Origin of the sequence: Streptomyces caatingaensis (genome assembly GCF_001187435.1) — a bacterium.
Taxonomy (GTDB): domain Bacteria; phylum Actinomycetota; class Actinomycetes; order Streptomycetales; family Streptomycetaceae; genus Streptomyces; species Streptomyces caatingaensis.
In genome coordinates this window covers 128886-152287 of record NZ_LFXA01000014.1, presented here as the reverse complement: position 1 = coordinate 152287, position 23402 = coordinate 128886, and the positions used below count along the sequence as shown (strand labels likewise).

The window sequence follows — 23402 nt, the reverse complement described above, 5'->3', positions numbered from 1 at the left end:
GTCCCCCGACACCACAGAGGTCACCTTGCCCATGGGAGAGATCGACCGCCGGCGCTTCCTCCGGCTCGCCGGCGGGACGGCCGCCTTCGCCGCCCTGTCGCAGAGCATCGACCACGCCGCCGCCATCCCCGCCCGCCGGCGCACCGGCAGCGTCCGCGACGTCGAGCACATCGTCGTCCTGATGCAGGAGAACCGGTCCTTCGACCACTACTTCGGGGCGCTGAGGGGTGTGCGCGGCTTCGGCGACCCGCACCCGGTGACGCTGCCGACGGGAAAGCCGGTGTGGCACCAGCCGGACGGCGCCCGCGAGGTGCTGCCGTTCCGGCCCGAGGCGGACAACCTGGGGATGCAGTTCATCCAGGACCTCAACCACGACTGGGCCGGCGGGCAGCGCGCCTTCAACGGCGGCAGGTACGACCGGTGGGTGCCCGCCAAGACCGCCACCACCATGGCGTACCTCACGCGCGAGGACATCCCCTTCCACTACGCGCTCGCCGACGCGTTCACGGTGTGCGACGCCTACCACTGCTCGTTCATCGGCTCCACCGACCCCAACCGCTACTACCTGTGGACCGGATACACCGGCAACGACGGCAAGGGCGGCGGCCCGGTCCTGGGCAACGAGGAGAAGGGCTATGGCTGGACGACGTACCCCGAGCGCCTGGAGAAGGCGGGCGTGTCCTGGAAGGTCTACCAGGACGCGGGCGACGGCCTGGACGCCGCGGGCCACTGGGGCTGGACGGGCGACCCGTACATCGGCAACTACGGCGACAACTCGCTGCTGTACTTCGACGCGTTCCGCGGCGCGAAGCCCGGCGACCCGCTGTACGAGAAGGCCCGCACCGGCACGCACGCCAAGCGCGGCGAGGGACTCTTCGACGTGCTCAGAGCCGACGTGAAGGCCCGCCGGCTGCCGCAGATCTCCTGGATCGCCGCCCCCGAGGCGTTCAGCGAGCACCCCAACTGGCCGGTCAACTACGGCGCCTGGTACATCGCGCAGGTGCTGGACGCGCTCACCTCCGACCCCGAGGTGTGGAGCCGGACGGTGCTGTTCATCACCTACGACGAGAACGACGGCTTCTTCGACCATGTCGTCCCCCCGTTCCCGCCCGCGAACGCGGACCGGGGCCGCTCCACCGCGGACGTGACGGCCGACCTCTTCAAGGGGGACCTCGGGCACGTGGCGGGCCCCTACGGGCTCGGCCAGCGCGTGCCGATGCTGGTCGTCTCGCCCTGGAGCACCGGCGGTTACGTGTGCTCCGAGGTCTTCGACCACACCTCCGTCATCCGCTTCATGGAGCACCGCTTCGGCGTGCGCGAGCCGAACATCTCGCCCTGGCGGCGGGCCGTGTGCGGCGACCTGACCTCGGCCTTCGACTTCAGCCGGGCGCACACGGCACCGGCCTCGCTGCCGTCCACGGCCGGGTACGAGCCGCCGGACCGCACACGTCACCCCGACTACGTCCCCAGGCCACCCGCCGTCGGCGCCCTGCCCCGCCAGGAGCCGGGCACCCGCCCCGCCCGGCCGCTGCGCTACGCCCCGTTCACCGACGCCACGACGGCCCCCGCCACGGGCCGGATCACCCTGGCCTTCGGCGGCGGCCCCGACGCGGGCGCGCAGTTCCTGGTCACCTCGGGCAACCGGACGGACGGGCCGTGGACCTACACCGCCGGGGCCGGCCGGCGGATCGAGGACACCTGGAACACGGCGTACTCGCACGGCGTCTACGACCTGACCGTGCACGGCCCGAACGGGTTCTTCCGGACCTTCCGCGGCGAAGGGAGGAGCACCGGCCCCGAGGTGACGGCCCGTCATGACGCGGCCACCGGCGGGCTGGTGCTGACGCTGGCCAACCCCGGCCCGGAGGCCCGTCGTCTGACGGTGACCTGTGCCTACGGCGCCCCGGCCGAGACCCTGACGGTGGGCGCGGGCGCCGCCGTACGGCACACGGTGCGCCCGCGCGCCGCCGGGCGCTGGTACGACGTGACGGTGACCTCGCGGGAGGATCCCGCCTTCCGGCGCGGCTTCGCCGGGCATGTGGAGACCGGGGCCCCGGGCGTGAGCGACCCCGCCCTCGGCCGGCCCTAGTCAGCCCTCCCCCGGCCAGCGGCCCGTGCGCCACAGATGCGTGACGGCACGGGCGAGTTCGCGCGACTCCGGCGCGGCCAGCCGGCCGGGATCCCCGCCGGCGGCGGCGAGGTCGTCGACGAAACGGCCCACCGCCGCCCGGCCCGCGCGGGCCAGCGTCGTGGCGTGGTGACGCGCCACCAGCCCGGTCGCCCGCAGCTCGTCCTCGCCCCGCCCGGTCAGCCGGGCGGACAGGGCGAGGAAGCCGGGATGCTCGTCGTACCCCATGACCGGTTCTCCCCCTCATGCATGGCCTTCTTCACGGGCCGCAACTCCCGTACCGGGTGGCGGACGCCTCCCCCGGCCCCGACCGGAATCATTCCCACCGCGGGGGAATACCCCACCGGACCGAGGGCAGGAGCCGCAGCGACGAACACCCGACAAGGAGGACGCACGTGACCAGCACAGGCGTGACGCGCACGGCACCGGCCCCGCGGAACGGCACTGCTGCGTGCGGGCCCGTCGGTGACGGTCTGCCGCGGGTGGACGACGCGGGGGCGGTCGATCCGCAGGACGCCCGGGCCCTGACCTCGCTCTTCCTCGGCCGCCTGGCGGTCCTGGAGGAGGGCACGCACGAATACCAGTACGTCCGCAACACCCTCATCGAGATGAACCTCTCCCTGGTGCGCTTCGTCGCCGGGCGCTTCCGCAACCGGGCGGACCAGATGGAGGACATCGTCCAGGTGGGCACGATCGGCCTGATCAAGGCGATCGACCGGTTCGACCTGACGCGCGAGGTCGAGTTCACCACCCTCGCCATCCCCTACATCACCGGCGAGATCAAGCGCTTCTTCCGCGACACCAGTTGGGCCGTGCACGTTCCCCGCAGACTCCAGGAGCTGCGCGTCGAGCTCGTCAAGGCCACCGAGGAGCTCTCGGGCCGGCTCGGCCGCTCCCCCACGGTGCGCGAACTGGCCGCCGCGCTGGACCTGTCCGAGGAAGAGGTGATCGAGGCGCAGGTCGCCAGCAACGGCTACACCGCCCACTCCCTCGACGCGCCGGCCGAGAGCGGCCCCCGCGCCCCGGACCGGCCGCGCGCGTGGTCCGACCGCATCGGCGCCGCCGACGAGAGCCTGGAGAAGGTCGAGTCCCTCCAGGACCTCAAGCCCCTCATCCGCGAACTCGACGACAGGGAGCGGCTGATACTCGAGCTGCGCTTCGGCCAGGAGCTGACGCAGTCGCAGATAGGCGAACGCCTGGGCATCTCGCAGATGCACGTCTCCCGGTTGCTGAGCCGCATCCTCGCCCGGCTGCGCACCCGGATGCTCGCCCAGGCGTGACGCACGGCCGTTCCCCGTGCACCGCGCGGACAGGGGGCCCGGGCAGGGTTGACCGCGTGTTTCCGGGCGAGGCGTGGGAGAAAGCCACCCGGAAACGGAGGTCCACCATGAGCGAGGACTGGCGCGGGCACGCCGCGTGCCGCCGAGAGGATCCCGATCTGTTCTTCCCGGTCGGCTCGGGCGCCCCCGCCCTGGCCCAGGCGGAGGGCGCCAAATCCGTGTGCCGGCGCTGCCCGGCGCGCGAGCCGTGCCTGCGCTGGGCGCTGGCGACGGGACAGGAGTTCGGGGTGTGGGGCGGGACCACCGAGGCGGAACGGCGCGCGCTCCGCAGGGGGAGCGCCCCCGGCGGGTGGGTAGCACTCCGGGGGACGGTGGCCCCGGCGCGCGCGGATGACCGCGTGCCGCGACCCGGGCGCCGCGGGGAACGAGGTGACGCTGTGAACCACATGACGGCCGCGGACGAACCGTTCGTCCATCCCGCGCTGTTCTACCGGGACCGGGACGAGTACCTGTCCGCGGTCGCCGCCTTCGTCCGCGAGGGGCTCGTGGCGGACGAGCCCGTGGCGGTCGCCGTCCCCCGCGCCGGCCTGGAGCTGCTCCGCGGTGAACTGGGCGGCGACGCCGGGGCGGTGCGGTTCACGGACATGGAGGAGGCGGGCCGCAATCCGGGCCGGATCATCCCCCGCGTCCTGCGCGCCTTCGCCGACGCCCACCCGGGCCGGCGGGTGCGCATCGTCGGCGAACCGGTCTGGGCCGGGCGCTCGGCCGCCGAGTACCCGGCGTGCGTGCAGCACGAGGCCCTCATCAACCACGCCTTCACCGGGCGGGCGGTGACGATCCTGTGCCCGTACGACGCGTCCCGCCTCCCCGCCCGGGCCGTGGCCGACGCGCACGCCACGCATCCGCTCGTCATCGACGGCGGGCGCGGCGCGCCGAGCGCCTCCTACGCCCCGGACCACATGGTCGCCGCCTACAACCGGCCGCTGCCCCCGCCGCCCCGGGGGGCGGACGTCCTGTCGCTGCGCTTCGACGACACGCTGCTGCCCGACGCCCGGCACCTGGTGGTGACGCGGGCCGCGAAACTGGGCCTGGCGCCCGAGCGGTGGGACGACCTGGCGCTGGCCGTCGCCGAGCTGACCGCCAACAGCGTGGAGCACGGCGGCGGGAGGGGCACCGTGCGGGTCTGGGCGGAGGGCGGCCGGGTGGTGTGGGAGGTGAGCGACGGCGGGCACATCCGCGACCCGCTGGCCGGGCGCCGTCCCGCGCGGGACGGAGTGCCGGGCGGGCGGGGGCTGTTGCTCGTCCACGCGCTGAGCGACCTGGTGCGGACGTACACCGGTCCGGACGGCACGGTGACGCGGTGCCACCTGCGGTGCGCGCCGTCCCCGTGACCTCGCGAGCCCCGGCATGCGGGTGAACCTCGCCGGGTTCGGTTGCGGCCCCGGACGGCGGGGGGCGAACGTGAACGGGCGCCCGTCAAATCCGGGACGTGGCGCGCGAATCCGACATCATGCCGAGGAAAGCGGAGTAGATGAAGCGCATCGCTGTGAGAACCCGACGGTACCTGCGCGCGGTCGCGGTGGCGGCCGGCGCCGTGGCCCTGTTCACCGTCACGGCGCCGCCGGCGTCCGCGAATTGGGGAGGCTGTTCGGGCCAGACCTGTCTGGAGGTCGAGGGCTCGGGGCTGTACGTGGCGCGGCTGACGGTCACCCCGGCGCCCGGCTCGAAGTTCTACGGCCGCTTCCACCTCACGGGGCCCGGGATCAAGGGCGAGAGCGCGCTGATGAACTGGCACAAGGGCTCGCGGTACGGCGTCGGGGTGGGGCACGGGGTGAACAACCACACCAAGTTCTGCGCCGAGGGCTGGGAGTACACGGTCTCCGGCGAGATCAAGCGGTCCGTCGGCCGGACCTGCGTGGACGTCCACATGTGAGGCGCCGGGGCGGCGGCCGGCGCTCTCCCCGTGCCGCCGCCCCTCAACTCCCGTGCGGCCGGTGCCCGATGAGGCCGCCATCGGGGCCGCGCACGTGCGCCGTACGCGGGGACGGCCCCCACGCGGGCCGGCCGGCCCGTCCGGCGAGCAACCCGCGCCGGCCGTCCGGCGTCCTGTACGGAGCCGCGCGGCACACCCCGCGCGGACCCCGCCCGCCGAGGGCGGACAGGACCGGAGCGCGGAGGCGGAGAGCGTGGGGACGGACGGCGGCATGGGCGGCACGACGGCACCGCGGGGCCTGGTGGACCTGCGCGGGCGCGGACGCGCCCCCGAGGTGCTGGCGTACCCGCCCGGCGCGGTGGTCGTCGTCTCCGGTCTGCCGGGCAGCGGCAAGAGCACCCTGCTGCGCCGGTGGTCGGGGGCCGGCCGCGTCGTCGATCCCCGCGACTCCCACGTCGCCTGGGCGTCCGTGATGCCGGGCTTCCTGCCGTACGCGGTCTACCGCCCGGGGGCCCGGCTGGCGCACGCCCGGCGGCTGCGCGCGGGCGTGCGCGCCGGCGGGCCCCTGCTGGTGCACGACTGCGGCAGCCGCGCGTGGCTGCGCCGCCTGCTCGCCCGCTCCGCCGGCCGCCGGGGCCGGGAGCTGCACCTCGTCCTGCTGGACGTCGGCCCGGCCGAGGCGCTGGCCGGGCAGCGCGCCCGCGGCCGCCGCACCCGTCCCCGGGTCTTCGTCCGCCATCACCGCGGCCTGTCCCGCCTGTTGTCGGCCCTGCCCGCGCCGGGCGCGCCGGCGTGCGGGGGCCGCCCGGTGCCGCGGGCGCTGGCGGAGGCGGCGTCGGTGGTCCTGCTGGACCGTACGACGCGGGAGCAGGTGCGCGCCGTGACGTTCGGCGCGTAGCCCTCCCGTACCTCTCGTACCCAGGGGGCAGGCACGGGTTGGCTCCGCGGTATGACGCCCGGCACGGTTCCGGCTCCCTACCTTCCCTCCACCGCGCGTCCCGCGCGCAGTCGGAAGGAAGACACCATGCCCGGACCCCGCGCGCTGGCCCGCGCCCTCGACGCGGCGACCCCGCCGGACCGTGACCGCTCCCTCGACGCCCTGCGCGCCCTGGCGATCCTCGGCGTGGTCCTGGGCCACTGGCTGGTGACCGCGCTCGTCGCCGGCGGCGGAACGCTGGACGGGGACAGCCCGTTGCGGCACATGCCGTGGCTGGCCCCGGTCTCGTGGGCGTTCCAGACGCTGGCGCTGTTCTTCTTCGTCGGCGGCGTCTGCGGCGCCCGCGGTCACGCCTCCGCCCGTGCCCGGGGCACGGCGTACCGGAGCTGGCTCGCCGGCCGGCTCGTCCGTCTCGGCCGGCCCGTGCTGCCGGTCCTGGGCGTCTGGGCGGTGTCCTGTGCGGTCGCCCTGGCGTGCGGCGCCCCGCCCGCCGCGCTGCGCACGCTGGCGGGCCTGGTGGTGTCCCCGCTGTGGTTCCTGCTGGTGTTCGCGGCGCTCACGGCGACGACGCCGCTGGCCGTCCGGGTGCATCCGCTGGTGCCACTGGCGGTCGTCGCTGCGGTGGACGCCGTCCGCTTCGGCCTCGGCGGGCCGTCGTGGACGGGCTGGACCAATCTGGCCGCCGGCTGGCTGGTGCCGTACGCCCTCGGCGCGGCCTGCGCCCGGGGCCGGTTCGCCCGTGGGCGCTCCGGACTGCCGCTGTTCGCCGGGGGGTTGCTGGCGGCGGCCGTGCTGGTGCGGTACGGCGGCTACCCGGCGAGCATGGTCGGCGTGCCGGGGGCGGCGGTCTCCAACCTCAGCCCGCCGACCCTGGCGGCGGTCTGCTTCGGTCTCGCCCAGTGCGGTCTGGCGCTGATGCTGCGCGCGCCGCTGCGGCGGGTGCTGCGGCGGCCGCTGCCCTGGGCGGCCGTGGCGCTGACGAACCTGTCCGCGATGACGGTCTTCCTGTGGCACCAGACGGCGATGATGGCGGTGACGGCCGCCGCCCTGGCGGCGGGGCCCGTGCCCGGCCTGCACACCGCGCCCGACGGCCCCGGCTGGCTGGCGGCCCGGCTGGCGTGGCTGCCCGTCTTCGCCCTGGCTCTGCTGGTGCTCCGCCGGATCTTCGGGCGTTTCGAGCGGCCGCGCGCCGGTCACCGGGCGAGGAAGTCGCGTACCTGGCGGGCGACTACGGGGTCGGAGAGGAGATCGTTGTGGCGCAGGCAGCCGGTCTCCGTGTTGACGGCGCCGGCCAGGCGGGGGCTGGAGACGGGGTCGACCTGTTCGTCGCAGGACGACCACCAGGTCGCGTACGCCACCGGAGCGGGCGTCTCCGAGCCCTCGTTGAGGCGGGTGAGGACGTAGGAGCCGGGCGTCATGTCCCGGCATCCCTGGTCCCACAGGGCGCAGAGCCGGGCGACGCCCGTGCCGTGGTTGGGGCCGGCCAGCGAGGCCCAGTGCGCCACTTTGCGCCCGCCGTCGCCGAACTTGACGTACCAGCGCGTGGGGAGGCTGCCCAGGCTGTGCGCGACGAGGTCCACGCGGGACGCGCCGGTGCGGGCCAGGACCGTGTCGACGTGGTCCGAAAGCCGGGCGGCGAGCGTCTCGTTGGTGGAGGCGGCGGTGTCGTAGGACCAGGCGAAGAGCCGGTCCCGCGGATAGCCCGCGGCGGCGAGGCGGTCGGTCATCGTGTTCCAGACGCCGGGTCCGGCGTTCCGGCCGTGGACGAGGACCACCGGATCCGGTGCGGGTGCGGCGGCAACTCCCCCGGCGGGCACGGCCGTGGCGCCGAGCAGGCCGGCGAGGACGGCGGCGAGGGTTCCGCGCATGGGGGCACCTCCTGGGGCCGCCGGGTCGGGGGCGCGGCCGGGTACGGACTATGGCAGCGCGGCCGCCCGCTGCCAAGGGCCGTTGTCGGACCCCTCTGTCACGATCGACGGGTGGGCATCCGCGAGGGCGGGTGCGGGAGGGATCGGCATGGGTTTTTTCGACGAGCCGCTGGTGGTGGGTCAGCAGGCCGGTGGGGCGGTGGAGTTCGTCGACCTGCCGCCGCGCACGGCGGGGCACGCGGACGACGGGCCGCCGGAGGACCGGTGTCTGCCGACGGTCCTGCCGCGGGTGGCGCGGGTGGGGGCGGGCCCGCATGTGCGCCTGATGTTCACGGGCTGGACGGTGTGGCCCGGCATGGCCGAGTTCCGGCTCGATGTCTTCTGGCGCCGCAAGCGGGCCGACGGCGCGTTCCCCGCCGCCGGGTTCGGGCCGCCGGGCCCCGAGGCCCTGCGGGTGGGCCTGCTCCTGGCCGACGGCCGCCGGGTGACCACGCTGGACCCCGAGCCGTGGCCGCCCCCGCCGCCGGGCCGACGGCCCCTGGCCCTGCGGGAGTCCGGCTCCGGGGGCGGCGGCTTCCACTGCACGCTCGTCCTGGCCCTGTCGGAACTGCCGCCCGAGGGGCCCACGGTGCTGGTCGTCGAGTGGCCCGAGGAGGGCGTGCCGGAGACGCGTACGGTGCTGGACACCGGCGGACTGGCGGAGGCCGCGCTCGGGGCGACGGAGGTCTGGCCCGAGCTGTCCGGCCCCGCGGGGGCGGCACCTCCCGCGTCGGCCGTCCCGGCGCCGCCGGGCTGGGACGGTGCCGGCCGGGACGCGGACCTTCCGGGCGCGGTGCGGCCGGCCCGCGGTGAGCGTGCCGCGCAGGCGGCGGCCGACCGTCTGACGGCGGTGTTCTCCGGTGTGGACGCGGCGGGCCTGGGCGTCGCCTTCGTCGCGGGGATCGACGAGGACGAGGCGATACGGCGCCTGGGCGCCGGCCCGCAGGGGGCGGACGGCCCCGACCCGGACGACGCCGGGGCGTCGACGCCCTTCGTGGGCGTCACCGGTGTGCCGGGAGGCTGTGTGGTCGCGCAGCCCCTGGGCCGGCTGCCCGCGGAGGCGGCGGTGCTGGAGCGGCTGTCCGCCGGCACGGTCGCCTACGGCGTCCACTTCGACGCCGCGGGCGGCGTGTTCGGCACCCTGGCCAGGGACGGGCGGGCCGAGGACGAGGAGGAGATCGGCCTCGACGCCTCGTCCGACGACCCCGTCGAGTCCTGGCTGTACCGCTTCTGGCAGCGCGACGACGCCTCGCGCGACGCCCGTTGCCCGGCCCACGCGTGCGCCCGCGCCGGGATGCGCCTGACGGACAGCGCCCCCGTGACGGGCCCGCCCCGCCACTGGGTTCCCGTCCGTCTTGGCGGAAACCGGCGCGACGGACGGCCGGCGGGCTCGGTAGCGTGGGCATGGTGACGACCGTGGGCAAGGGGGTGCACGCGCTCGCGCCGGCGCCGGGCGCGTCATTTTCGCCGAGTGCTATCCGGACGGGCCAGCGCGCGCGGAGCGGGAGGCGTGGAGCGGGCCCGAGGGGACGGTGACCCATGCGTGACAAGCCCGCCCTGCGGCCCGTCGTGTGGCGTCCGCCGCGCCGCCCCCGCAGGGCGCGTTCACGGACCGGCCGCGTCCCGATGCCCCCGGTCCGGCGCCTCTCCCTCGGCGGCGGCACGGGCCCGGAGGACGTCCGCGTCGACGCCGGCGGCCGCGTCCTGACCGGCGTGTCCGACGGCCGCGTCCTCGCCCTGAACCCGTCCGGCGGCCCGCCCCGCACCCTCGCCGACACCGGCGGACGCCCCCTCGGCCTGTGCCCCCTGCCGGACGGCGGGCTTCTGGTCTGCGACGCCGAACGCGGACTGCTGCGCGTGGAGTCGGAGTCCGGACGCGTCCACCCCCTCCTCCGTGAAGTCGCGGGCCGCCCCCTCCAGTTGTGCAGCAACGCGGCCGCGGCCCCCGACGGCACCCTCTACGTCACCGACTCCAGCGGCCGCTTCCCCCTCCGGCACTGGATGGGCGACCTGCTCGAACACTCGGGCACCGGCCGCCTGGTCCGCTGCGCTCCGGACGGCGGCGACGCCGAAGTCCTGCTCGACGGGCTGCACTTCGCCAACGGCGTGACCCTGGCCCCCGACGCGTCCTTCCTCGTGGTCGCCGAAACCGGCGCGTACCGCCTGCGCCGCCTGTGGCTCACCGGCCCCCGCGCGGGCCGCGACGACATCTTCGCCGACGGTCTGCCCGGCTTCCCCGACAACCTCTCCACCGGCCCCACCGGTCTCGTCTGGACGGCCCTGGCCGCCCCCCGGAGCCTCGCCCTCGACCTTCTCCACCGCACCCACCCCGCCCTCCGCCGCGCCCTCTGGTCCCTCCCCGCTTCCCTCCACCCGGACCCCTCCCCCACCGCCTGGGCCATGGCCTTCGACGCCTCCGGCCGCCCGGTCCACGACCTCCAGCGCCCCGGCAGGGACTTCCGCATGGTCACCAGCGTGTGCGAGCACGAGGGCCGGCTCTACCTGGGCAGCCTGACCGAGGACGCGGTGGGCGCCGTCCCCCTGCCCCCGGCCGCCCGCCCGTAAAGCCTGCGAACGCCCGGTGCACCCGCTTGCCTTCACGATCCCCCGAATGTCATCATCCAATGACATCACGCGATGACAAAGGACCGGGTCATGGAATCGACAGCCTCACGCCGGCAGGCCCTGCTCGCGCCCGCCTTGATCTTCACGGGCATGGCGCTGGCCGTGATCAGCAGTCTGGGGGCGCCCTTGGTCCCCCGGATCGCCGACGCCTATCAGGTGTCCGTCTCGGACGCGCAGTGGTCGCTGACGGTCACCCTCCTGGTGGGGGCCGTCTCCACCCCCGTCCTTGGACGGCTCGGCGACGGCCCGCACCGGCGGGCCGTGACGCTGGCCTCCATGGCCGTCGTCCTGGCGGGCGCCGTGCTGGCGGCGCTGCCGCTCGGCTTCGGCTTCCTGATCGCGGGACGGGCGCTGCAAGGGGTGGGCGCCGGGCTCGTGTCCCTGGCCATCACCACCGCGCGGGACGCTCTGCCGCGGGAACGGTCGCGCCCGGCGCTCGCCGTGCTGTCGATCACCACCGCGGCCGGTGTGGGCCTGGGGTATCCGCTGACCGGGCTGATAGCCCAGGGCTCCGGGATCCACGCCGCGTTCTGGTTCGGCGCGGCCGTCAGCGCGCTGACGCTGGCGGTCGCCGTCCTGGTCCTGCCCTCCAGCGCCCATCTGCCCCGGCGTCCGCTGGACACGACGGGCGTCCTGCTCCTCGCGGCGCCGGTCACGGGCCTGCTGCTGGCCCTGGGCGAAGGCGGCGGATGGGGCTGGGCCTCGGCGCGCACGCTCGCCCTGCTCGGGGGCTCGCTCGTGCTGCTGGCCGGATGGGCGGTCCATGAGCTGCGGACGGAGCATCCGCTGGTGGACCTGCGGCTGCTCCGCAACCGGTCCGTCCTGGCCGCCGACCTCGTCGTCCTGGTCGCCGGGGTCGGGATGTACCTGCTGATGTCGATGGTCACGCGCTTCGCGCAGACCCCCGCCGCGGCCGGTTACGGCTTCGGCGCGTCGGTGGCGGTCACCGGCCTGGTCCTCGTCCCCTTCTCCCTCGCCGGCGTCGCGGCGGGCAAGCTGGCGCCACGGCTCACCCGGCGTCTGCCGGTGCGGCTCGTGCTGGGCCTGGGGTGCGGCGTGTCCCTGATGTCGATGCTCAGCTTCGGCCTCGTGCACGGCAGCCTCGGGTACCTGTTCCTGGCCATGGGGATCTCCGGCCTGGGCATCGGCACCGTCCTCGCCGTCATGCCGGCCCTCGTCGTCCAGGCCGTCCCCGCGCACGAGACGGGCAGCGCCATCAGCTTCAACCAGCTGCTGCGCTGCATCGGCTACGCCGCGGGCAGTGCCCTGAGCGCGGCCGTCCTCCAGGCGCACACCGCCCCCGGCCGTACCCTGCCGTCCGCCGACGGCTACCGGACGGGCGCCCTGCTGGGCTGCGCGGTATGGGTGATCGCTATCGTCATGGCAGCCCTCCTCCCCCGGCGGCGGAACCACGACGGCCCCGCCCCGGCCGCGGAAGAGGAGCCGACGACGCGAGAGACGACGCGAGACCGGCGCGGCCCGGCGGCCGTGCCCGCACGGAGGACACCATGACCGGCTCCCGCCCCGCCCGTACCGGCAAGGCGCCCGTGCGACGCGCGTACGACTCGGCCCGCAGCCGCGAACTCCTCCTCACCGCGGCCCGCGACCTCTTCACGGAGAAGGGCTTCGACCGCACCACCACCCGCGACATCGGCGAACGCGCCGGTGTGGACCCGGCGTTGATCGCCCGCTACTTCGGCAGCAAGACCCAGCTCTACCTCGCCACCCTCACCGCCCGGAGCGCCGAGGGCACGCCCCCCGACCTGCTGGCCGGGGACCGCCTCCACACCCTGCTGAGCAGGGCGGACCGGGGCGAACTGGGGCCGGTCCTGCGCACGGCCGTGATGCCCCACGACGACCCCGCCGTCCAGGACGCCGCCCGCACCCACCTCTACACGCGCCTCGTCGCCCCGCTCAGCGACCGCTTCGCCCGCGACGGCGTCCCGCAGCCGCGCCTGCGCGCCGAACTCGCCGTCGCCGCCCTGGCCGGCATCGTCCTCGGCCACACCGCCTCGACACTCACCGAACTCGCCGCCGCCACCCCCGACGAACTCCTCGCCGCCGTCCGCGACCTGCTCACCCCGCAGCCCGCCCCGGACTCGGGGGACACGCCCGACCGCTGACCCGGCAGCCGGGCGATCCGCGGTCCCCCCTCGTGCGTGGGTGCGGCGCGGCCGGCACGACCCCGGCGTCCGCCGTCACCCCTCCGCGTCACTCTCGACACGGATTCCCGCGAGGCCGGACGCGTCCCCGGTGACGGTGACCGGGAGATCGACGGGAGGACGATCCGGCTGTCGCCGAGCACCCCGCCGCTGATCGTGGTGTCGGCCGCGGCGGTCGCCGTACCGCCCAGCACCAGCATGCTCACCGCACCCACCGTGATGACGCCCGCCCGCAGTCCCGTCATAGTCCCCTCCTCGGTGTGGTCGCCGTCCTCCTGCCGGAGGCTGCCCAGAAGAGACGGCTCCTCTTCCGGCGGACGGACGCGCGACGCAGCGCCCGCCGCCCCCTGCGCCCGGGGCGCGATCGGCGCACCGCGACGGGGGCGCGGCGGCACGCCGGCGCCAAGTCCCCGCGCTGTTCCGGCGCTTGAGGCGGCCCCGGGAAGCCGCGGGCTCCTCCCCGCGCCCCGGCCGCGACATGGGCCCGCACAACGCAGGGCATCGAGCGCGGTCCGGTCGGTGCCTGCCGGTCAGCGGGTGACGATCCGCGCGGCCACGCAGGGGTCCTCGTTGCGGTAGCCGAGGCGGGTGTAGAGACGGTCCGCGGGGGTGTTGTCGGCGAGCTGCCACAGGGTGCAGAAGCCGTACCGGCGGACGGCGTACCGGGTCAGCCACGAGGTGAGTGCCGCGCCGAGCCCCTGGCCGCGCAGGGCCGCGTCGGTGGCGACGGACGCCATCAGCGGCGCGCCGCTGTCCCGCAGGCTGCTCATGGCGCCGCACGCCACCAGGCGCCCGTCCGCGTCCCGGATCCCCGCCCAGAGGGTGACGTCCGAGGAGCCGGGTCCGGTCGAGTGGGCCGGGCTGTGCTCGCCGAGGAAGGCGAGCAGTTCGCCGTGGTGTGTCTCGTCCAGCTCGGTCACCCGCTCCTCCGCCGGGTGGAGCGGCGGCTCGTCGAGCGTCCAGCGGAAGACCCAGGCGACCGGGTCGGCCACGGCGAGATGACGGCCGAGCAGCACGTCGGTGCCCCGTGGTCCCGTGAACTCCCGGACGCTTCCGGGGAGTTGGTGGGCGGCGCGGAGGGCGAGACCGGCTGCGGCGGTCGGTTCGCCGACGCTCCACAAGTGGCCGCGCGGCTCGTCGAGCCAGGCCACCGCGCCGTCGCCGGACCAGCCGATCCGGCCGGCCGGGCGGGGCCGCGCGGCGCCGAAGCGCAGCAGGGCCGAGCCGGTCTGCGTCTCCAGGCCCTGGGTGAACAGGTCCGCGGTCCGGGGAGGAAGGGTCGTCGCCTGCATGGTTCTCTGGGGAAGGGTTCCTCTGGGGAGGAGGGCGGAAGGGCGGGCGGACGGTCCGGATCCGCGCGGGGCGGGCCGGAACCGTCGGTCGGGGATGGGAGTTGTGGGGATTCCGGCGGCCGTCGCGCACGCGGCGGAGCGGCCGGCGAGCCGGTGGGCCCACTGTGGCACACCGCCCCCGGCCCGGTGCAAATCCGTGCCCGGCCGTCCTGCCGGGCGGCCCCTGTCCGGCGCCGCCGCGGGCGGACCCGTCGGCCCCGCCCGCGGGCGTGCGCGGCCGCCCGGCGCTTGCGGTCCCGTGGCCGTACGCGCCTGGAGCAGTCCAGGGAGCGCGCGGCGGTGCGGTCGTCCATGCTGGGCCAGGAGCGGTGGGAGCCGCCGCCGCAAGGGGGACGCCCGACCGAGGAGCGAAGGGCCGAGCAGTGACGATCAAGACCTTCCTCGCTTCCGACGCGGTTCGCCCCCATGAGCTGGCCTCCGTCAAACGGGACAGCGCGGCGCCCACCGGTGCGGCCCTCCGCGTCTCCGTGGTGATCCCCGCCCGCAACTGCGCCGGCACGATCGAGGGCGTGGTGACGCCGATCGTCGACGACCTGCTGGCCGTCGGTGCCGTCGACGAGGTGATCGTCGTCAACCACGACTCCGTGGACGACACCGCCCGGCTGGCGGCCCGGGCCGGAGCACGCGTCATCGACTTCTCGGCCGCGGGACCGATCACACGGATCCCGGACTCCGGCAAGGGGTCGGTGATGTGGAAGGGCATCTGGGCCAGCGACGGCGACATCGTCGTGTTCATCGACGGGGATCACCTGAGGTTCGACTCCTCGAAGGTCTCCCGGCTGATCGGCCCGTTGCTGCGCGACCCCGCCCTCCACCACGTCCGCGGCTTCTACGACACCTACGAGGGCGGTCGCACCACCGAGGCCATGGCCCGCCCCGTGCTCTCCCTCCTCCGTCCCGAACTCGCCGGCATGCGTCAGCCGCTCAGCGGCGAGCACGCCAGCCGCCGCACCACGCTGGCGGAGCTGGTCTTCCCGGTCGGGTGGGGGACGGAGTTCAGCATCCTCGACCAGATCAGCCGGCGGCACGGCGCCCCGGCCATCGGCCAGACGGATCTGGAGTACAAGCAGCACACGAAGGGGGACTGGGCCCACATCTCCCTGCAGGCCTTCGAACTGCTCTACGTGGCCCTGCGCACCGAGCTGCGGGCCCAGGGCCGGGAGCTGCCCGGCCACTGGGGCAGCGTGGTCATCACCCCCGGTGCGCGGCCCGGTGACGTCGTCCCCCGCGCGGCCCGGACGGCGGAGCTGCCGCCGCTGGCGAGCCTGCCGGGATGGGCGGACCGCGAACGCGAACGGACCGGCTGACAGGGGACAGGGTCTCCGCTCGCGCCGGCCCCTGCCCGCCGTCGCCGACGGCCTCGACCACGAGGACCGGCGCAGCGAGCCCTCCTCATGGGCCTCCCTCGCGTGCTCCCGTCTCGCGTGCTCCCGTCCACGAGGCCAGTGCCCGGGCGCGTTCGGCGGCGCGGGGCCCGTGGCCGGTGGCGCGGGTGGCCCAGGCGACGCGGCCGTCGGGGCGTATCAGCACCTCGGTGGCGCCGTCGAGGCGGGGGTGTTCCTCGTGCCGCCGGGCGCGGACGGTGGTGACCGGGCCCGCCGTGCCGCGCTCCGGGGGGCCGCCGCCGTCCAGGAGCAGGAGGACGAAGCCGCCCCCGTGGAGGAAGTCGTGGACGTGCGCGACGCCTTGACCGGTGGTGACGGCGATGTCGGGCATGCGCGCTCCGACGAGCGGGTGGGCGTCGGGCTGCGGGGGCGGGTAGACGGTGGCGAGCCCGGAGAGCCGCGCGGCCAGGTGGCGGTTGGCTCCCTCGATGCCGAGGAGGCCGTCGAGGAGTTCGCAGAGCAGGGCGGCGGGTTCGCCGTAGGCGGCGGTGAGCGGCAGTTCGACCAGCAGCGTCTGGGCCCGGGTCAGGGTGGTGACCGCGTGGCCGACGGGCCGGCGTTCGCCGTCGTAGGTGTCCAGGAGCCCGGGAGGCGCCCAGCCGCGCACCGTGGCGGCGAGCTTCCAGCCGAGGTTCATGGCGTCCTGGAGGCCGGTGTTCAGGCCCTGGGCGCCGACGGGGAAGTGGACGTGGGCGGCGTCCCCGGCGAGCAGGACCCGGCCACGGCGGTACGTCCCGGCCAGGCGGGTGGTGTTGCCGAACCGCGACAGCCAGCGCGGCCGCCCGATGCCGCAGTCCGTGCCGCACACGTGTCTCAGCGACGTGCGGAACTCCTCGAGGGTCACGGGTTCGGTGGAGGGCACCCGGAGGCGCGCCGGGTCCATGACCACGTACCGGGTCAGCCCGGCCTCCAGCCGGGCGACGAGGACGCCGTGCCGCCGGGCGCGCTCGTTGGCTCCGTGGTCGGCCACGGCGAAGTCCCCGACGACCGCGGTCATCGACTCGGCGGTGCCCGGGAAGCCGATGCCCGCCGCCCGCCGGACGAGGCTGCGCCCGCCGTCGCAGCCGGCCGCGTACCCGGCCCGGAGCACGGTCCGGCCGCCGGGCCCGTCGACGTCGGCCTCGACGCCGTCGGCGTCCTGGCGCAGGGCGACGGCCTCGTGTCCGCGGCGTACGGGGACGCCGAGTTCGGCCGCGCGCCGCGCGAGCAGTTCCTCGGTGCGGGACTGGGCCAGCAGCAGGGCGTAGGGATGACGGGTGTCGAGGGCGCGGAAGTCGAGCGGACGGCGGAGGGTGGCGGTGAACTGCCAGCCGGGCACGGTCCGGCCCGCGGCGAGGAAGCGGCCGGCCAGGCCGCGCATGCCGAGCAGCTCCAGGCTGCGCGGGTGCAGGTTGAGCGCGCGGGACTCGCGGTGGGCTCCGGCGCGCCGCTCCAGCACGACGGTCCGGACGCCCGCGAGGGCCAGCTCGCAGGCCAGCAGCAGCCCCACGGGCCCCGCGCCGACGACGAGCACGTCGGTGTCCGGGCGTCCGCCCACGCGTGTCACCTCTTCACCTCGGGAACGCCAGGGATCCCCACCTTCGGGCGGCCGGACGGGTCCGGTCAACGGCGTCCCTTGCGCCAACGGGAGGCCCCGCGGCCGATGTTGGCCGGACGCGTGCTTGGCGGCCGCCGGTGTCCCGTACTGGAATGACGGCCGACCGCCGGGCACCGCGAGGGGAGCCGCGCCGTGATCCACATGACCGAGACCCTGGCCCTGCAGACCGTCGAGGGGTTCCTCACCGCCGAGGAGACCACCGCTCTCGTGAAGCTGCTGGACGAGCACCTCGCCGCCACCGGCTGGGTTCCCGCGCGCCCGAGCGAGGGGACGACGCCGCCGCGGCCCGTGCAGGATCTGCTGGACGGGGCCGTCCGGCGGGCGCTGCCCGCCCTGCGGCGGGCCTTCCCGTCGGCCACCGGCGTCGATCCGTGGCTCTACCACGACCTCCGGCCGGGGGACAGGATCCGTCCGCACGTCCACGGCGTGGGCGACCCGGCGGCGCGCCCGCAGCGGATCGCGCGCGTCGCCTTCAACCTCCAGGACGCCGAGGAGGGCGGGGAGTTCTACCTGGACACCTGCTCGGCCGACGCCCTGTGGAGCGACGTCAGGGCGCCGGCGGGCGGCGCGTACGGGCCGGGGACGCGGTTCGTCCACGAGATCACCGCCCGGAGGGGGCCGGTGCGTCTCGCGGACGTGCCGCACACGCGGTGGACGTGCGCGCCGCCGCCCGGCACGCTCGTCGTCTACGGCACCCAGCTGGTCCACGGCGTCCTCCCCGTCGTCGAGGGGCGGGTGCGCAAGCTCATCACCAACCTCCTGGCGTGATCCGCAGCGCGGCCGTGCCGCGGGCGAGCCGGGCCGCCGCCTCCTGCCACGGGCCGGGCAGCGTGCCCGGCGGCAGTGCCGCCAGCCAGTCGCGCGCCGCCTCTTCCCGGCCCGGCGGGACGCCGAGGACGCACCGGTGGAATCCGCCGACGCGGGGACCGGGGTTGGCGGGACTCCCCGGGAAGAGCAGCAGTTCGGTGCCGGGCGGCGGGGGCGGCGGCACGGCCTCACCGGGCACCGGGAGTTCGAGCGCGACGCGGTGGGCCGCCGGGGCGGGCCCGGGGTGCCGGCCCAGCACGGCGCGGGCGTGGGCGGCGTGGGGGTCGAGGCCCGTACAGGCCCAGCTCATGTTGGACACGCCGCCGAAGCGGCCGTTCAGCTCGATGACCCTGAGCCGCCCCGCGTCGGTGACGGCGAAGTCCATCTGCCAGGGGCCCCGGGGAGCGAACGCCCGCTCCAGATCCCGCACCACGGCCTCCAGCTCCCGCCGCGCCCCGGCGGGCGGGGCCGCGGGCGCCACCCGCACCCGCCGCCCGGGAGCGCAGCGTTCGTCGAGCCGCCCCAGGGACGCCACCGGCCAGGCCACGGTCGAGCCGGGCCCGGACAGGAACTCCGCCGCGAACTCCTCGCCGGTCACGGCCTCCTGGACCAGCAGGGGGAAGACGGCACCGGCGCACAGCGGGCCCAACTCCCGTTCATCCCGCACGTAGTGGCGCCCGGCGTGGAACTCGCTGCGCGCCTCCTTCACCAGCACCGGCAGCCCCAGCTCCGCCACGGCCCGGCGCACCGCCCGCGGTCCGTCGCAGACCCGCCCCCCGGGGCACGGGCCAGCCCCGCTCCCCCGCGACCCGGTGCAGCACCACCTTGTCGCTGGCCAGCGCCGCGAATCCCGCCGGGTGCACCGGCGCCGCCCCGCCCGCCTCCCGCCACCGGGCCGCCACGGAGGCGTAGACGGGCAGGAACTGTTCCTGCCCCGGGCACCCGGGGTTCGCCACGACGACGTCCGCGCCGAGGCCGTCGAGCAGCCGTAACAGCGGCTCCTCCCGTACGTCCTCCGGCAGCCGCCCGCACACCACGCCGTCCCCCAGCAGCGCGGAGGGGTCCGCGAACCCCAGCACGACGACGTCCGCCCCGCCCGAGCGCAGCACGGGCACCACCCGGTCGGACCGGAACTCCCCCAGGACCACCACACGCATGAACCCCACCCCTCCCCGCCCCCGCTGCGGCGACGACACGCACCACCCCATCGGCCCACCGCCGGCGGAGGCCGCCGGGCCGGGCATCGGTGATAAGTATGGGACTCCCCTCTGACATCGCCCCTCCGGCACCACCGCTCACACCGCCCCCGCCGCCGACCCCGCTGCCCGGCCCTCGCGCTCACCGCCGGCCCACTGCCCCGCCCCGCTGCTCCCCCGAGGAGACCGCGTGCCCGGACCCGCCCCGCCCCCGACGCCACAGCGCCACCGGCTCGCCCCCGCTCCCGCCGGGCGGGCCCGTGCCTGACGAGGAGCCCGTGCCTGACGACGAGGCCGTGCGCGAGGAGCCCGTTCGCGGGGAGGAACCCGTGCTGCGCGTCCACGACGTGCACCGGGCGTACGGCCGGCACCGGGTGCTGCGCGGGGCCTCGTTGGAGCTGCCGGCCGGATGCCTGGCCGGCGTCGTGGGCGAGAACGGGTCGGGGAAGACCACGCTGCTGCGCATCCTGGCCGGCCGGCTCAGACCGGACCGCGGGACGGTCTCGTACCGGGGCCCCCTCGGCTACTGCCCCCAGGAGACGGTGCTCAACCCGGCCTTCACCGTGGACCAGCACCTGGAGCTGTTCCGCGTGGCCTACCGGCTCGCCGACCTGAGCAGGGCCCACGAGCTGCTGGACACGCTCCGGTTCAGCGACTGCCGGCGCCGTCGCACCGGCACGCTCAGCGGGGGCACCCAGCAGAAGCTCAACCTCGTCCTCGCCCTCATGCACGACCCGCCGCTGCTCCTGCTCGACGAGCCGTACCAGGGCTTCGACTGGGAGGCGTACCAGCGCTTCTGGGAGCTGGCCGGCGAACTGCGCACGGCGGGCCGCTCGTTCCTCGTGGTCTCCCACATCGCCTTCGACACCGGCCGCTTCGACCGCCTGTGGCGGCTGGAGGACGGGCGGCTGGTCGACGACGCGCGCCGCGCGCACGACCCCGCCGGGGAGGGATGACACGGTGACGCCCACGCCCTGGACGTACTTCTCGACGGCCGCCCGCTACGCGCTGCTCGAGCACTCCCGCAACCGGCTGGCCCTCGTCCTGGTCGTGGTGTTCGTCCCGCTGTGGATCTCGCTCGGGCACGCGGTGGTCGACCGGGCCGGCGTGCGGTTCCTGCTGCGGGCCGTGAACGCGACGGTGACCGCGCACGGCAACGACCTCAGCAACATCTCCGGGGCCCTCAACGCGGTGACCCTCATCGTCGGATTCATGATGTTCTCGGTCACGTTCAAGGCGGGCAGCTTCGACCAGCGGCTGGCGATGGCGGGGTACCCGCGCCGGCACCTCGTCGCGGCCAAGTTCGCCGCGCTGGTGGTCGTGGCGGCGGTGACCTGCGCCTACGCGACGCTGGCGGTCTGCTTCTACTGGCCGCCGCGCCAACCGGTGCTGCTGGGGCTGGCGTTGGGGAGCGGGGCGCTGACCTACGGCGGTTTCGGGGTGATGCTCGGCGCGATGCTGCGTAGCGAGCTGGCGGGCATGCTGCTGATCATCATGACGAGCATCATCGACACGGGCCTGCAGAGCCCCATCGCCAACCCCGTCGCCGACAAGGCCCTGATCCGTTTCCTGCCGTCGTACGGGGCGATGCAGGTGGCCGCCACCGCGGGCTTCCGCGACTCCGTCCCCGTGCGCTACCTCCTGCTGGGCCCGGTGTGGTTCCTCGGCGCGGTCCTCCTCGCCGCCCTGGCCTTCCAATTCCACACCCGCGACCGGCGGTACGCCTTCCTCACCCGGTGACGGCGGGGGCGTCCGCGACGGCGCGGGGACCTGCGCTCAGGCCGTGTTCCCGGCGAGCGGCCGGGCGTACAGCGCCTCCCCCATCGGGGAGCCGGCGCCGATGACGTGGGCGCGGACCGAGGCGATGTAGTCGTCGCGGACCACGCGGCCGTCCCCGTCGGCGTCCAGCACGGCGAACGCCGCCTCCGCGTTGCCGGCCGGGTTGCCCAGCGCCGTGCGCAGCGCGGTGAACTCCCCGAGGGACAGGGCGCCGTCCCCGTCGGTGTCGGCGAGGTCGAAGAGGGCGCCGAGCACCGGCGCGCAGACGGTGTCGAACGCCTCGGCGCCCGCCCAGGCCGCGTACTCGTCGAAGGTCATCCCTCCGTCGCCGTCCGCGTCCATGGCCTCCCAGGCGCGTTCACCGGCCGTGCGGGCGAGGACGACGAGGGGGTCGTCGGGGGCGCGGCCGGTCGCCCGGGCCACGCGTTCGGCCCGCGCGGCGTATTCGGCGCGGGAGACGGTCCCGTCGCCGTCGGTGTCCAGCATGGCGAAGACGAGTCTCTTCGCGGCCATGTCGTCCATGCCGGTTCTCTGTCCCGGCGCCGCCCGCCCTACCCGGGCCGCCGGGTGCACGGAGGGCGCCCGTCCCCCGCGTGCGGGGCGGTCGAGCGCCGCCGGCGCGCTGCGGGGAGCCGGAACGGCCTCGGGGTGGCGTCCATGTCGCCGGGTAGTCAGCCCCCGGCGCAGTGGATCGGTCTCTGGAGGGCATGTGCGGGGCAGGGGTGGAGTGGCGACGGTGTTGAGTTCCCTGGTGCTGCTGGGGGCGTCCTTGGCCTGGGCGCCGGCCGGAGCGGCGCACGGTGGCAGACCGGGAGGGGGTGTGCTGTGCACGGGCGGCAGCCGGAGCACGTACGACCCGCCGCTGACGCTCGCGTCCCGGTCCGTCAGGGTCCGCACGCGCGCCGAGTACACCTGCACCGTCGCGCCGGGGCGGACCGTGCGGGCCACGGGCGACCTCGACGGCGTGTCCCCGGCGGCCTCCTGCGTCCAGTGGGACGCTCCGCGCATCGCCGAGCGCCTCCACTACGCCGACGGGGAGGGCGCGTTGATCGTCTACGACGGCGGCACCAGCGTCCGCGTCGCGAACGCCCTGTTCGTCAGGTTGAGCGGCCGGGTCGTCGAGGGCCGCGGCGAGGGGCTGCCCGCGCACCGGACGGTGCCCGCGCTGACCGGCCAGCTCCCCACGGACTGCCTGACGTCGGGACTTCAGGGCAGCGAGGGCGGCGCGCAGCTGGAGGTCGGACCATGATCCTGCCCACCGAACCGATCGGCAGTATTCCGCGCCCTCCCGAGCTGCTGGCGGCCGTCGCCGACCACGCCGCCGGACGGATCGACGACGCAGGGCTCGCGGCCGTCCGGGACGCGGCGGTGCGCGACACCGTCCGGCGGCTGGAGGAGCTGGGCTCCCCGGTGGTCACCGACGGCGAGCAGGCCAAGCCCAGTTTCGTCACCTACCCCTTGGCGGGCGTGGACGGGCTGGCGCCGGACGGTGTCGTCATCCCGTTCGCCGACGGGCACCAGCGGCGCCTGCCCCGGCTGACGGCCGGCCCCCTGCGGTACGGCGTGCGGGCCGACCGCTATCTGCGGGCCGCCCTCCGGCACGCCTCCGTGCCCGTCAAGCAGGCCGTCGTCGCCCCGTCGGCGCTGAGTCTGCTGTACCCGCCGGAGGGCGTCGCGGGCTATCCCCGCGAGGCCTTCCTCGACGACCTCGTCGCCGAGGCCGAGGCCGACGTCCGCGGCTGTCTGGAGGCCGGGGCGCACAGCGTCCAACTGGACTTCACCGAGGCGCGCCTGGCCCTGAAGATCGATCCGGGCGGCGGGGTGCTGGAGGAGTTCGTCGCGCTCAACAACCGTGTCCTGGAACGCTTCTCCCCCGGTGAACGGGCGAGGATCGGCGTCCACACCTGCCCCGGCGGGGACCAGGACTCCACCCACAGCCTGGACGTGGACTACGCCGCCCTGCTTCCCGCGCTGCTGCGCGTCAAGGCGGGCATCTTCTGGGTGCAGCTGGCGAGCGAGCCCGAGCCGGACAAGGCCCTGGCCGTGCTCGCCGGGCATCTCCCCGCGGAGGCCCGGGTGTTCGTCGGCGTGACCGACCCCGTCGATCCCCGGGTGGAGACCCCCGAGGAGGTCCGCGACCGCGTCCTGGCCGCCGCCCGCCATCTGCCCCTCGACCGCCTGGGCACGTGCGACGACTGCGGCTTCGCCCCCTTCGCCGACGACGTCTCCACCTCGCGCGAGACGGCCTTCGCCAAGATCCGCGCACGGATCGAGGGCACGGCGCTGGCCGCTCGCGCGCTGGGCGGCTGAGCCG

The 23402-nt window shown here is 75.7% G+C and carries 22 protein-coding genes and 2 pseudogenes; 17 read left to right on the top strand and 7 right to left on the bottom strand.

Going from position 1 to position 23402, the window contains the following annotated elements:
* Positions 1-31: 31 nt before the first annotated feature.
* Positions 32-2089 carry a phosphocholine-specific phospholipase C gene (locus AC230_RS21415; RefSeq protein WP_049717943.1) on the top strand — a complete coding sequence of 686 codons (2058 nt, stop codon included), beginning with the start codon at positions 32-34 and terminating at the stop codon, positions 2087-2089.
* Here the strand turns inward: AC230_RS21415 and AC230_RS21410 are convergent, their stop codons facing one another.
* Positions 2090-2356, bottom strand: coding sequence for a hypothetical protein (locus tag AC230_RS21410; protein WP_049717942.1), 267 nt, complete (start codon positions 2354-2356; stop codon positions 2090-2092).
* Positions 2357-2523: 167 nt separating this feature from the next.
* On the opposite strand from AC230_RS21410, the gene AC230_RS21405 reads away from it, so the two are divergent.
* The 6 genes and pseudogenes from AC230_RS21405 to AC230_RS21385 all read left to right on the top strand — a co-directional run.
* A complete protein-coding gene (locus tag AC230_RS21405) occupies positions 2524-3408 on the top strand; it encodes an RNA polymerase sigma factor SigF (RefSeq protein WP_049717941.1) in 885 nt (294 codons plus the stop codon).
* A 107-nt stretch (positions 3409-3515) separates the two neighbouring features.
* Positions 3516-3749: pseudogene (locus AC230_RS32705) on the top strand (WhiB family transcriptional regulator); the annotation flags it as partial.
* A gap of 105 nt (positions 3750-3854) precedes the next feature.
* Positions 3855-4799: an anti-sigma factor RsbA family regulatory protein gene (locus tag AC230_RS21400; RefSeq protein WP_049718069.1), complete on the top strand. Its 945-nt coding sequence runs from the start codon at positions 3855-3857 to the stop codon at positions 4797-4799.
* A gap of 140 nt (positions 4800-4939) precedes the next feature.
* A complete protein-coding gene (locus AC230_RS21395; protein WP_049717940.1) occupies positions 4940-5341 on the top strand; it encodes a hypothetical protein in 402 nt (133 codons plus the stop codon).
* Positions 5342-5594: 253 nt separating this feature from the next.
* Positions 5595-6239 carry an ATP-binding protein gene (locus tag AC230_RS21390; RefSeq protein ID WP_241833320.1) on the top strand — a complete coding sequence of 215 codons (645 nt, stop codon included), beginning with the start codon at positions 5595-5597 and terminating at the stop codon, positions 6237-6239.
* 126 nt (positions 6240-6365) lie between these two features.
* Positions 6366-7508, top strand: a pseudogene (locus tag AC230_RS21385) (acyltransferase family protein); the annotation flags it as partial.
* Here the strand turns inward: AC230_RS21385 and AC230_RS34715 are convergent.
* Positions 7472-8146, bottom strand: coding sequence for an esterase/lipase family protein (locus AC230_RS34715; RefSeq protein ID WP_049717939.1), 675 nt, complete (start codon positions 8144-8146; stop codon positions 7472-7474). The pseudogene AC230_RS21385 and the gene AC230_RS34715 sit on opposite strands and share 37 nt — an antisense overlap.
* A gap of 148 nt (positions 8147-8294) precedes the next feature.
* On the opposite strand from AC230_RS34715, the gene AC230_RS21375 reads away from it, so the two are divergent.
* From AC230_RS21375 to AC230_RS21360, 4 genes are all read left to right on the top strand, one after another.
* On the top strand, positions 8295-9596 hold the full coding sequence (locus tag AC230_RS21375) for a hypothetical protein (protein WP_049717938.1): 1302 nt from the start codon (positions 8295-8297) through the stop codon (positions 9594-9596).
* Positions 9597-9811: 215 nt separating this feature from the next.
* The gene (locus AC230_RS21370) at positions 9812-10750 is read left to right on the top strand and encodes an SMP-30/gluconolactonase/LRE family protein (RefSeq protein ID WP_049718066.1); all 939 of its coding nucleotides are present in this window, start codon (positions 9812-9814) and stop codon (positions 10748-10750) included.
* Positions 10751-10840: 90 nt separating this feature from the next.
* Positions 10841-12322 carry an MFS transporter gene (locus AC230_RS21365; protein ID WP_241833319.1) on the top strand — a complete coding sequence of 494 codons (1482 nt, stop codon included), beginning with the start codon at positions 10841-10843 and terminating at the stop codon, positions 12320-12322.
* Complete coding sequence (locus AC230_RS21360; protein WP_078871463.1) at positions 12319-12933, top strand: TetR/AcrR family transcriptional regulator; 615 nt, start codon at positions 12319-12321, stop codon at positions 12931-12933. The genes AC230_RS21365 and AC230_RS21360 overlap by 4 nt, the downstream gene beginning before the upstream one ends.
* 569 nt (positions 12934-13502) lie before the next feature.
* Here AC230_RS21360 and AC230_RS21355 read toward each other — a convergent pair.
* Positions 13503-14264 (bottom strand): GNAT family N-acetyltransferase, encoded by a 762-nt coding sequence (locus tag AC230_RS21355; RefSeq protein WP_049717937.1) that lies wholly within the window; start codon positions 14262-14264, stop codon positions 13503-13505.
* A 422-nt stretch (positions 14265-14686) separates the two neighbouring features.
* Between AC230_RS21355 and AC230_RS21350 the strand changes: the two genes are divergently transcribed.
* Positions 14687-15631, top strand: a complete 945-nt coding sequence (locus tag AC230_RS21350; protein ID WP_049717936.1) for a glycosyltransferase — start codon at positions 14687-14689, stop codon at positions 15629-15631.
* 85 nt (positions 15632-15716) lie between these two features.
* Here AC230_RS21350 and AC230_RS21345 read toward each other — a convergent pair whose 3' ends face one another.
* Positions 15717-17246 carry an FAD-dependent monooxygenase gene (locus AC230_RS21345; RefSeq protein ID WP_049717935.1) on the bottom strand — a complete coding sequence of 510 codons (1530 nt, stop codon included), beginning with the start codon at positions 17244-17246 and terminating at the stop codon, positions 15717-15719.
* Between the two features lie 192 nt (positions 17247-17438).
* Here AC230_RS21345 and AC230_RS21340 point away from each other — a divergent pair, with 192 nt between their 5' ends.
* The gene (locus AC230_RS21340; protein ID WP_049717934.1) at positions 17439-18074 is read left to right on the top strand and encodes a 2OG-Fe(II) oxygenase; all 636 of its coding nucleotides are present in this window, start codon (positions 17439-17441) and stop codon (positions 18072-18074) included.
* Here the strand turns inward: AC230_RS21340 and AC230_RS32700 are convergent.
* Positions 18055-18849 carry an ATP-grasp domain-containing protein gene (locus AC230_RS32700; RefSeq protein WP_157868637.1) on the bottom strand — a complete coding sequence of 265 codons (795 nt, stop codon included), beginning with the start codon at positions 18847-18849 and terminating at the stop codon, positions 18055-18057. The two genes, AC230_RS21340 and AC230_RS32700, sit on opposite strands and share 20 nt — an antisense overlap.
* The gene (locus AC230_RS21330) at positions 18770-19270 is read right to left on the bottom strand and encodes a hypothetical protein (protein ID WP_157868636.1); all 501 of its coding nucleotides are present in this window, start codon (positions 19268-19270) and stop codon (positions 18770-18772) included. Before AC230_RS21330 ends, AC230_RS32700 begins: the two co-directional genes overlap by 80 nt.
* Before the next feature lie 317 nt (positions 19271-19587).
* On the opposite strand from AC230_RS21330, the gene AC230_RS21325 reads away from it, so the two are divergent.
* Positions 19588-20265: an ATP-binding cassette domain-containing protein gene (locus tag AC230_RS21325; protein WP_422125615.1), complete on the top strand. Its 678-nt coding sequence runs from the start codon at positions 19588-19590 to the stop codon at positions 20263-20265.
* A gap of 4 nt (positions 20266-20269) precedes the next feature.
* On the top strand, positions 20270-21049 hold the full coding sequence (locus AC230_RS21320) for a membrane protein (protein WP_049717931.1): 780 nt from the start codon (positions 20270-20272) through the stop codon (positions 21047-21049).
* A 36-nt stretch (positions 21050-21085) separates the two neighbouring features.
* Here AC230_RS21320 and AC230_RS21315 read toward each other — a convergent pair whose 3' ends face one another.
* A complete protein-coding gene (locus tag AC230_RS21315; protein WP_241833318.1) occupies positions 21086-21601 on the bottom strand; it encodes an EF-hand domain-containing protein in 516 nt (171 codons plus the stop codon).
* A 223-nt stretch (positions 21602-21824) separates the two neighbouring features.
* Here AC230_RS21315 and AC230_RS21310 point away from each other — a divergent pair, with 223 nt between their 5' ends.
* Together AC230_RS21310 and AC230_RS21305 are read left to right on the top strand one after the other, a co-directional pair.
* A complete protein-coding gene (locus AC230_RS21310; RefSeq protein WP_157868635.1) occupies positions 21825-22337 on the top strand; it encodes a hypothetical protein in 513 nt (170 codons plus the stop codon).
* Positions 22334-23398, top strand: a complete 1065-nt coding sequence (locus AC230_RS21305; RefSeq protein WP_049717928.1) for a cobalamin-independent methionine synthase II family protein — start codon at positions 22334-22336, stop codon at positions 23396-23398. Before AC230_RS21310 ends, AC230_RS21305 begins: the two co-directional genes overlap by 4 nt.
* The last annotated feature ends 4 nt before the right edge of the window (positions 23399-23402 follow it).

Excerpts from the sequence above, each read along its gene's own strand:
- AC230_RS34715 (WP_049717939.1), bottom strand. The coding sequence starts at position 8,146 with ATGCGCGGAACCCTCGCCGCCGTCCTCGCCGGCCTGCTCGGCGCCACG.
- AC230_RS21360 (WP_078871463.1), top strand. The coding sequence starts at position 12,319 with ATGACCGGCTCCCGCCCCGCCCGTACCGGCAAGGCGCCCGTGCGACGC.
- AC230_RS21330 (WP_157868636.1), bottom strand. The coding sequence starts at position 19,270 with ATGCGTGTGGTGGTCCTGGGGGAGTTCCGGTCCGACCGGGTGGTGCCC.
- AC230_RS21400 (WP_049718069.1), top strand. The coding sequence starts at position 3,855 with ATGACGGCCGCGGACGAACCGTTCGTCCATCCCGCGCTGTTCTACCGG.
- AC230_RS21315 (WP_241833318.1), bottom strand. The coding sequence starts at position 21,601 with ATGGCCGCGAAGAGACTCGTCTTCGCCATGCTGGACACCGACGGCGAC.
- AC230_RS21365 (WP_241833319.1), top strand. The coding sequence starts at position 10,841 with ATGGAATCGACAGCCTCACGCCGGCAGGCCCTGCTCGCGCCCGCCTTG.
- AC230_RS21415 (WP_049717943.1), top strand. The coding sequence starts at position 32 with ATGGGAGAGATCGACCGCCGGCGCTTCCTCCGGCTCGCCGGCGGGACG.
- AC230_RS21410 (WP_049717942.1), bottom strand. The coding sequence starts at position 2,356 with ATGGGGTACGACGAGCATCCCGGCTTCCTCGCCCTGTCCGCCCGGCTG.
- AC230_RS21355 (WP_049717937.1), bottom strand. The coding sequence starts at position 14,264 with ATGCAGGCGACGACCCTTCCTCCCCGGACCGCGGACCTGTTCACCCAG.
- AC230_RS21305 (WP_049717928.1), top strand. The coding sequence starts at position 22,334 with ATGATCCTGCCCACCGAACCGATCGGCAGTATTCCGCGCCCTCCCGAG.
- AC230_RS21395 (WP_049717940.1), top strand. The coding sequence starts at position 4,940 with ATGAAGCGCATCGCTGTGAGAACCCGACGGTACCTGCGCGCGGTCGCG.
- AC230_RS21370 (WP_049718066.1), top strand. The coding sequence starts at position 9,812 with ATGCCCCCGGTCCGGCGCCTCTCCCTCGGCGGCGGCACGGGCCCGGAG.
- AC230_RS21375 (WP_049717938.1), top strand. The coding sequence starts at position 8,295 with ATGGGTTTTTTCGACGAGCCGCTGGTGGTGGGTCAGCAGGCCGGTGGG.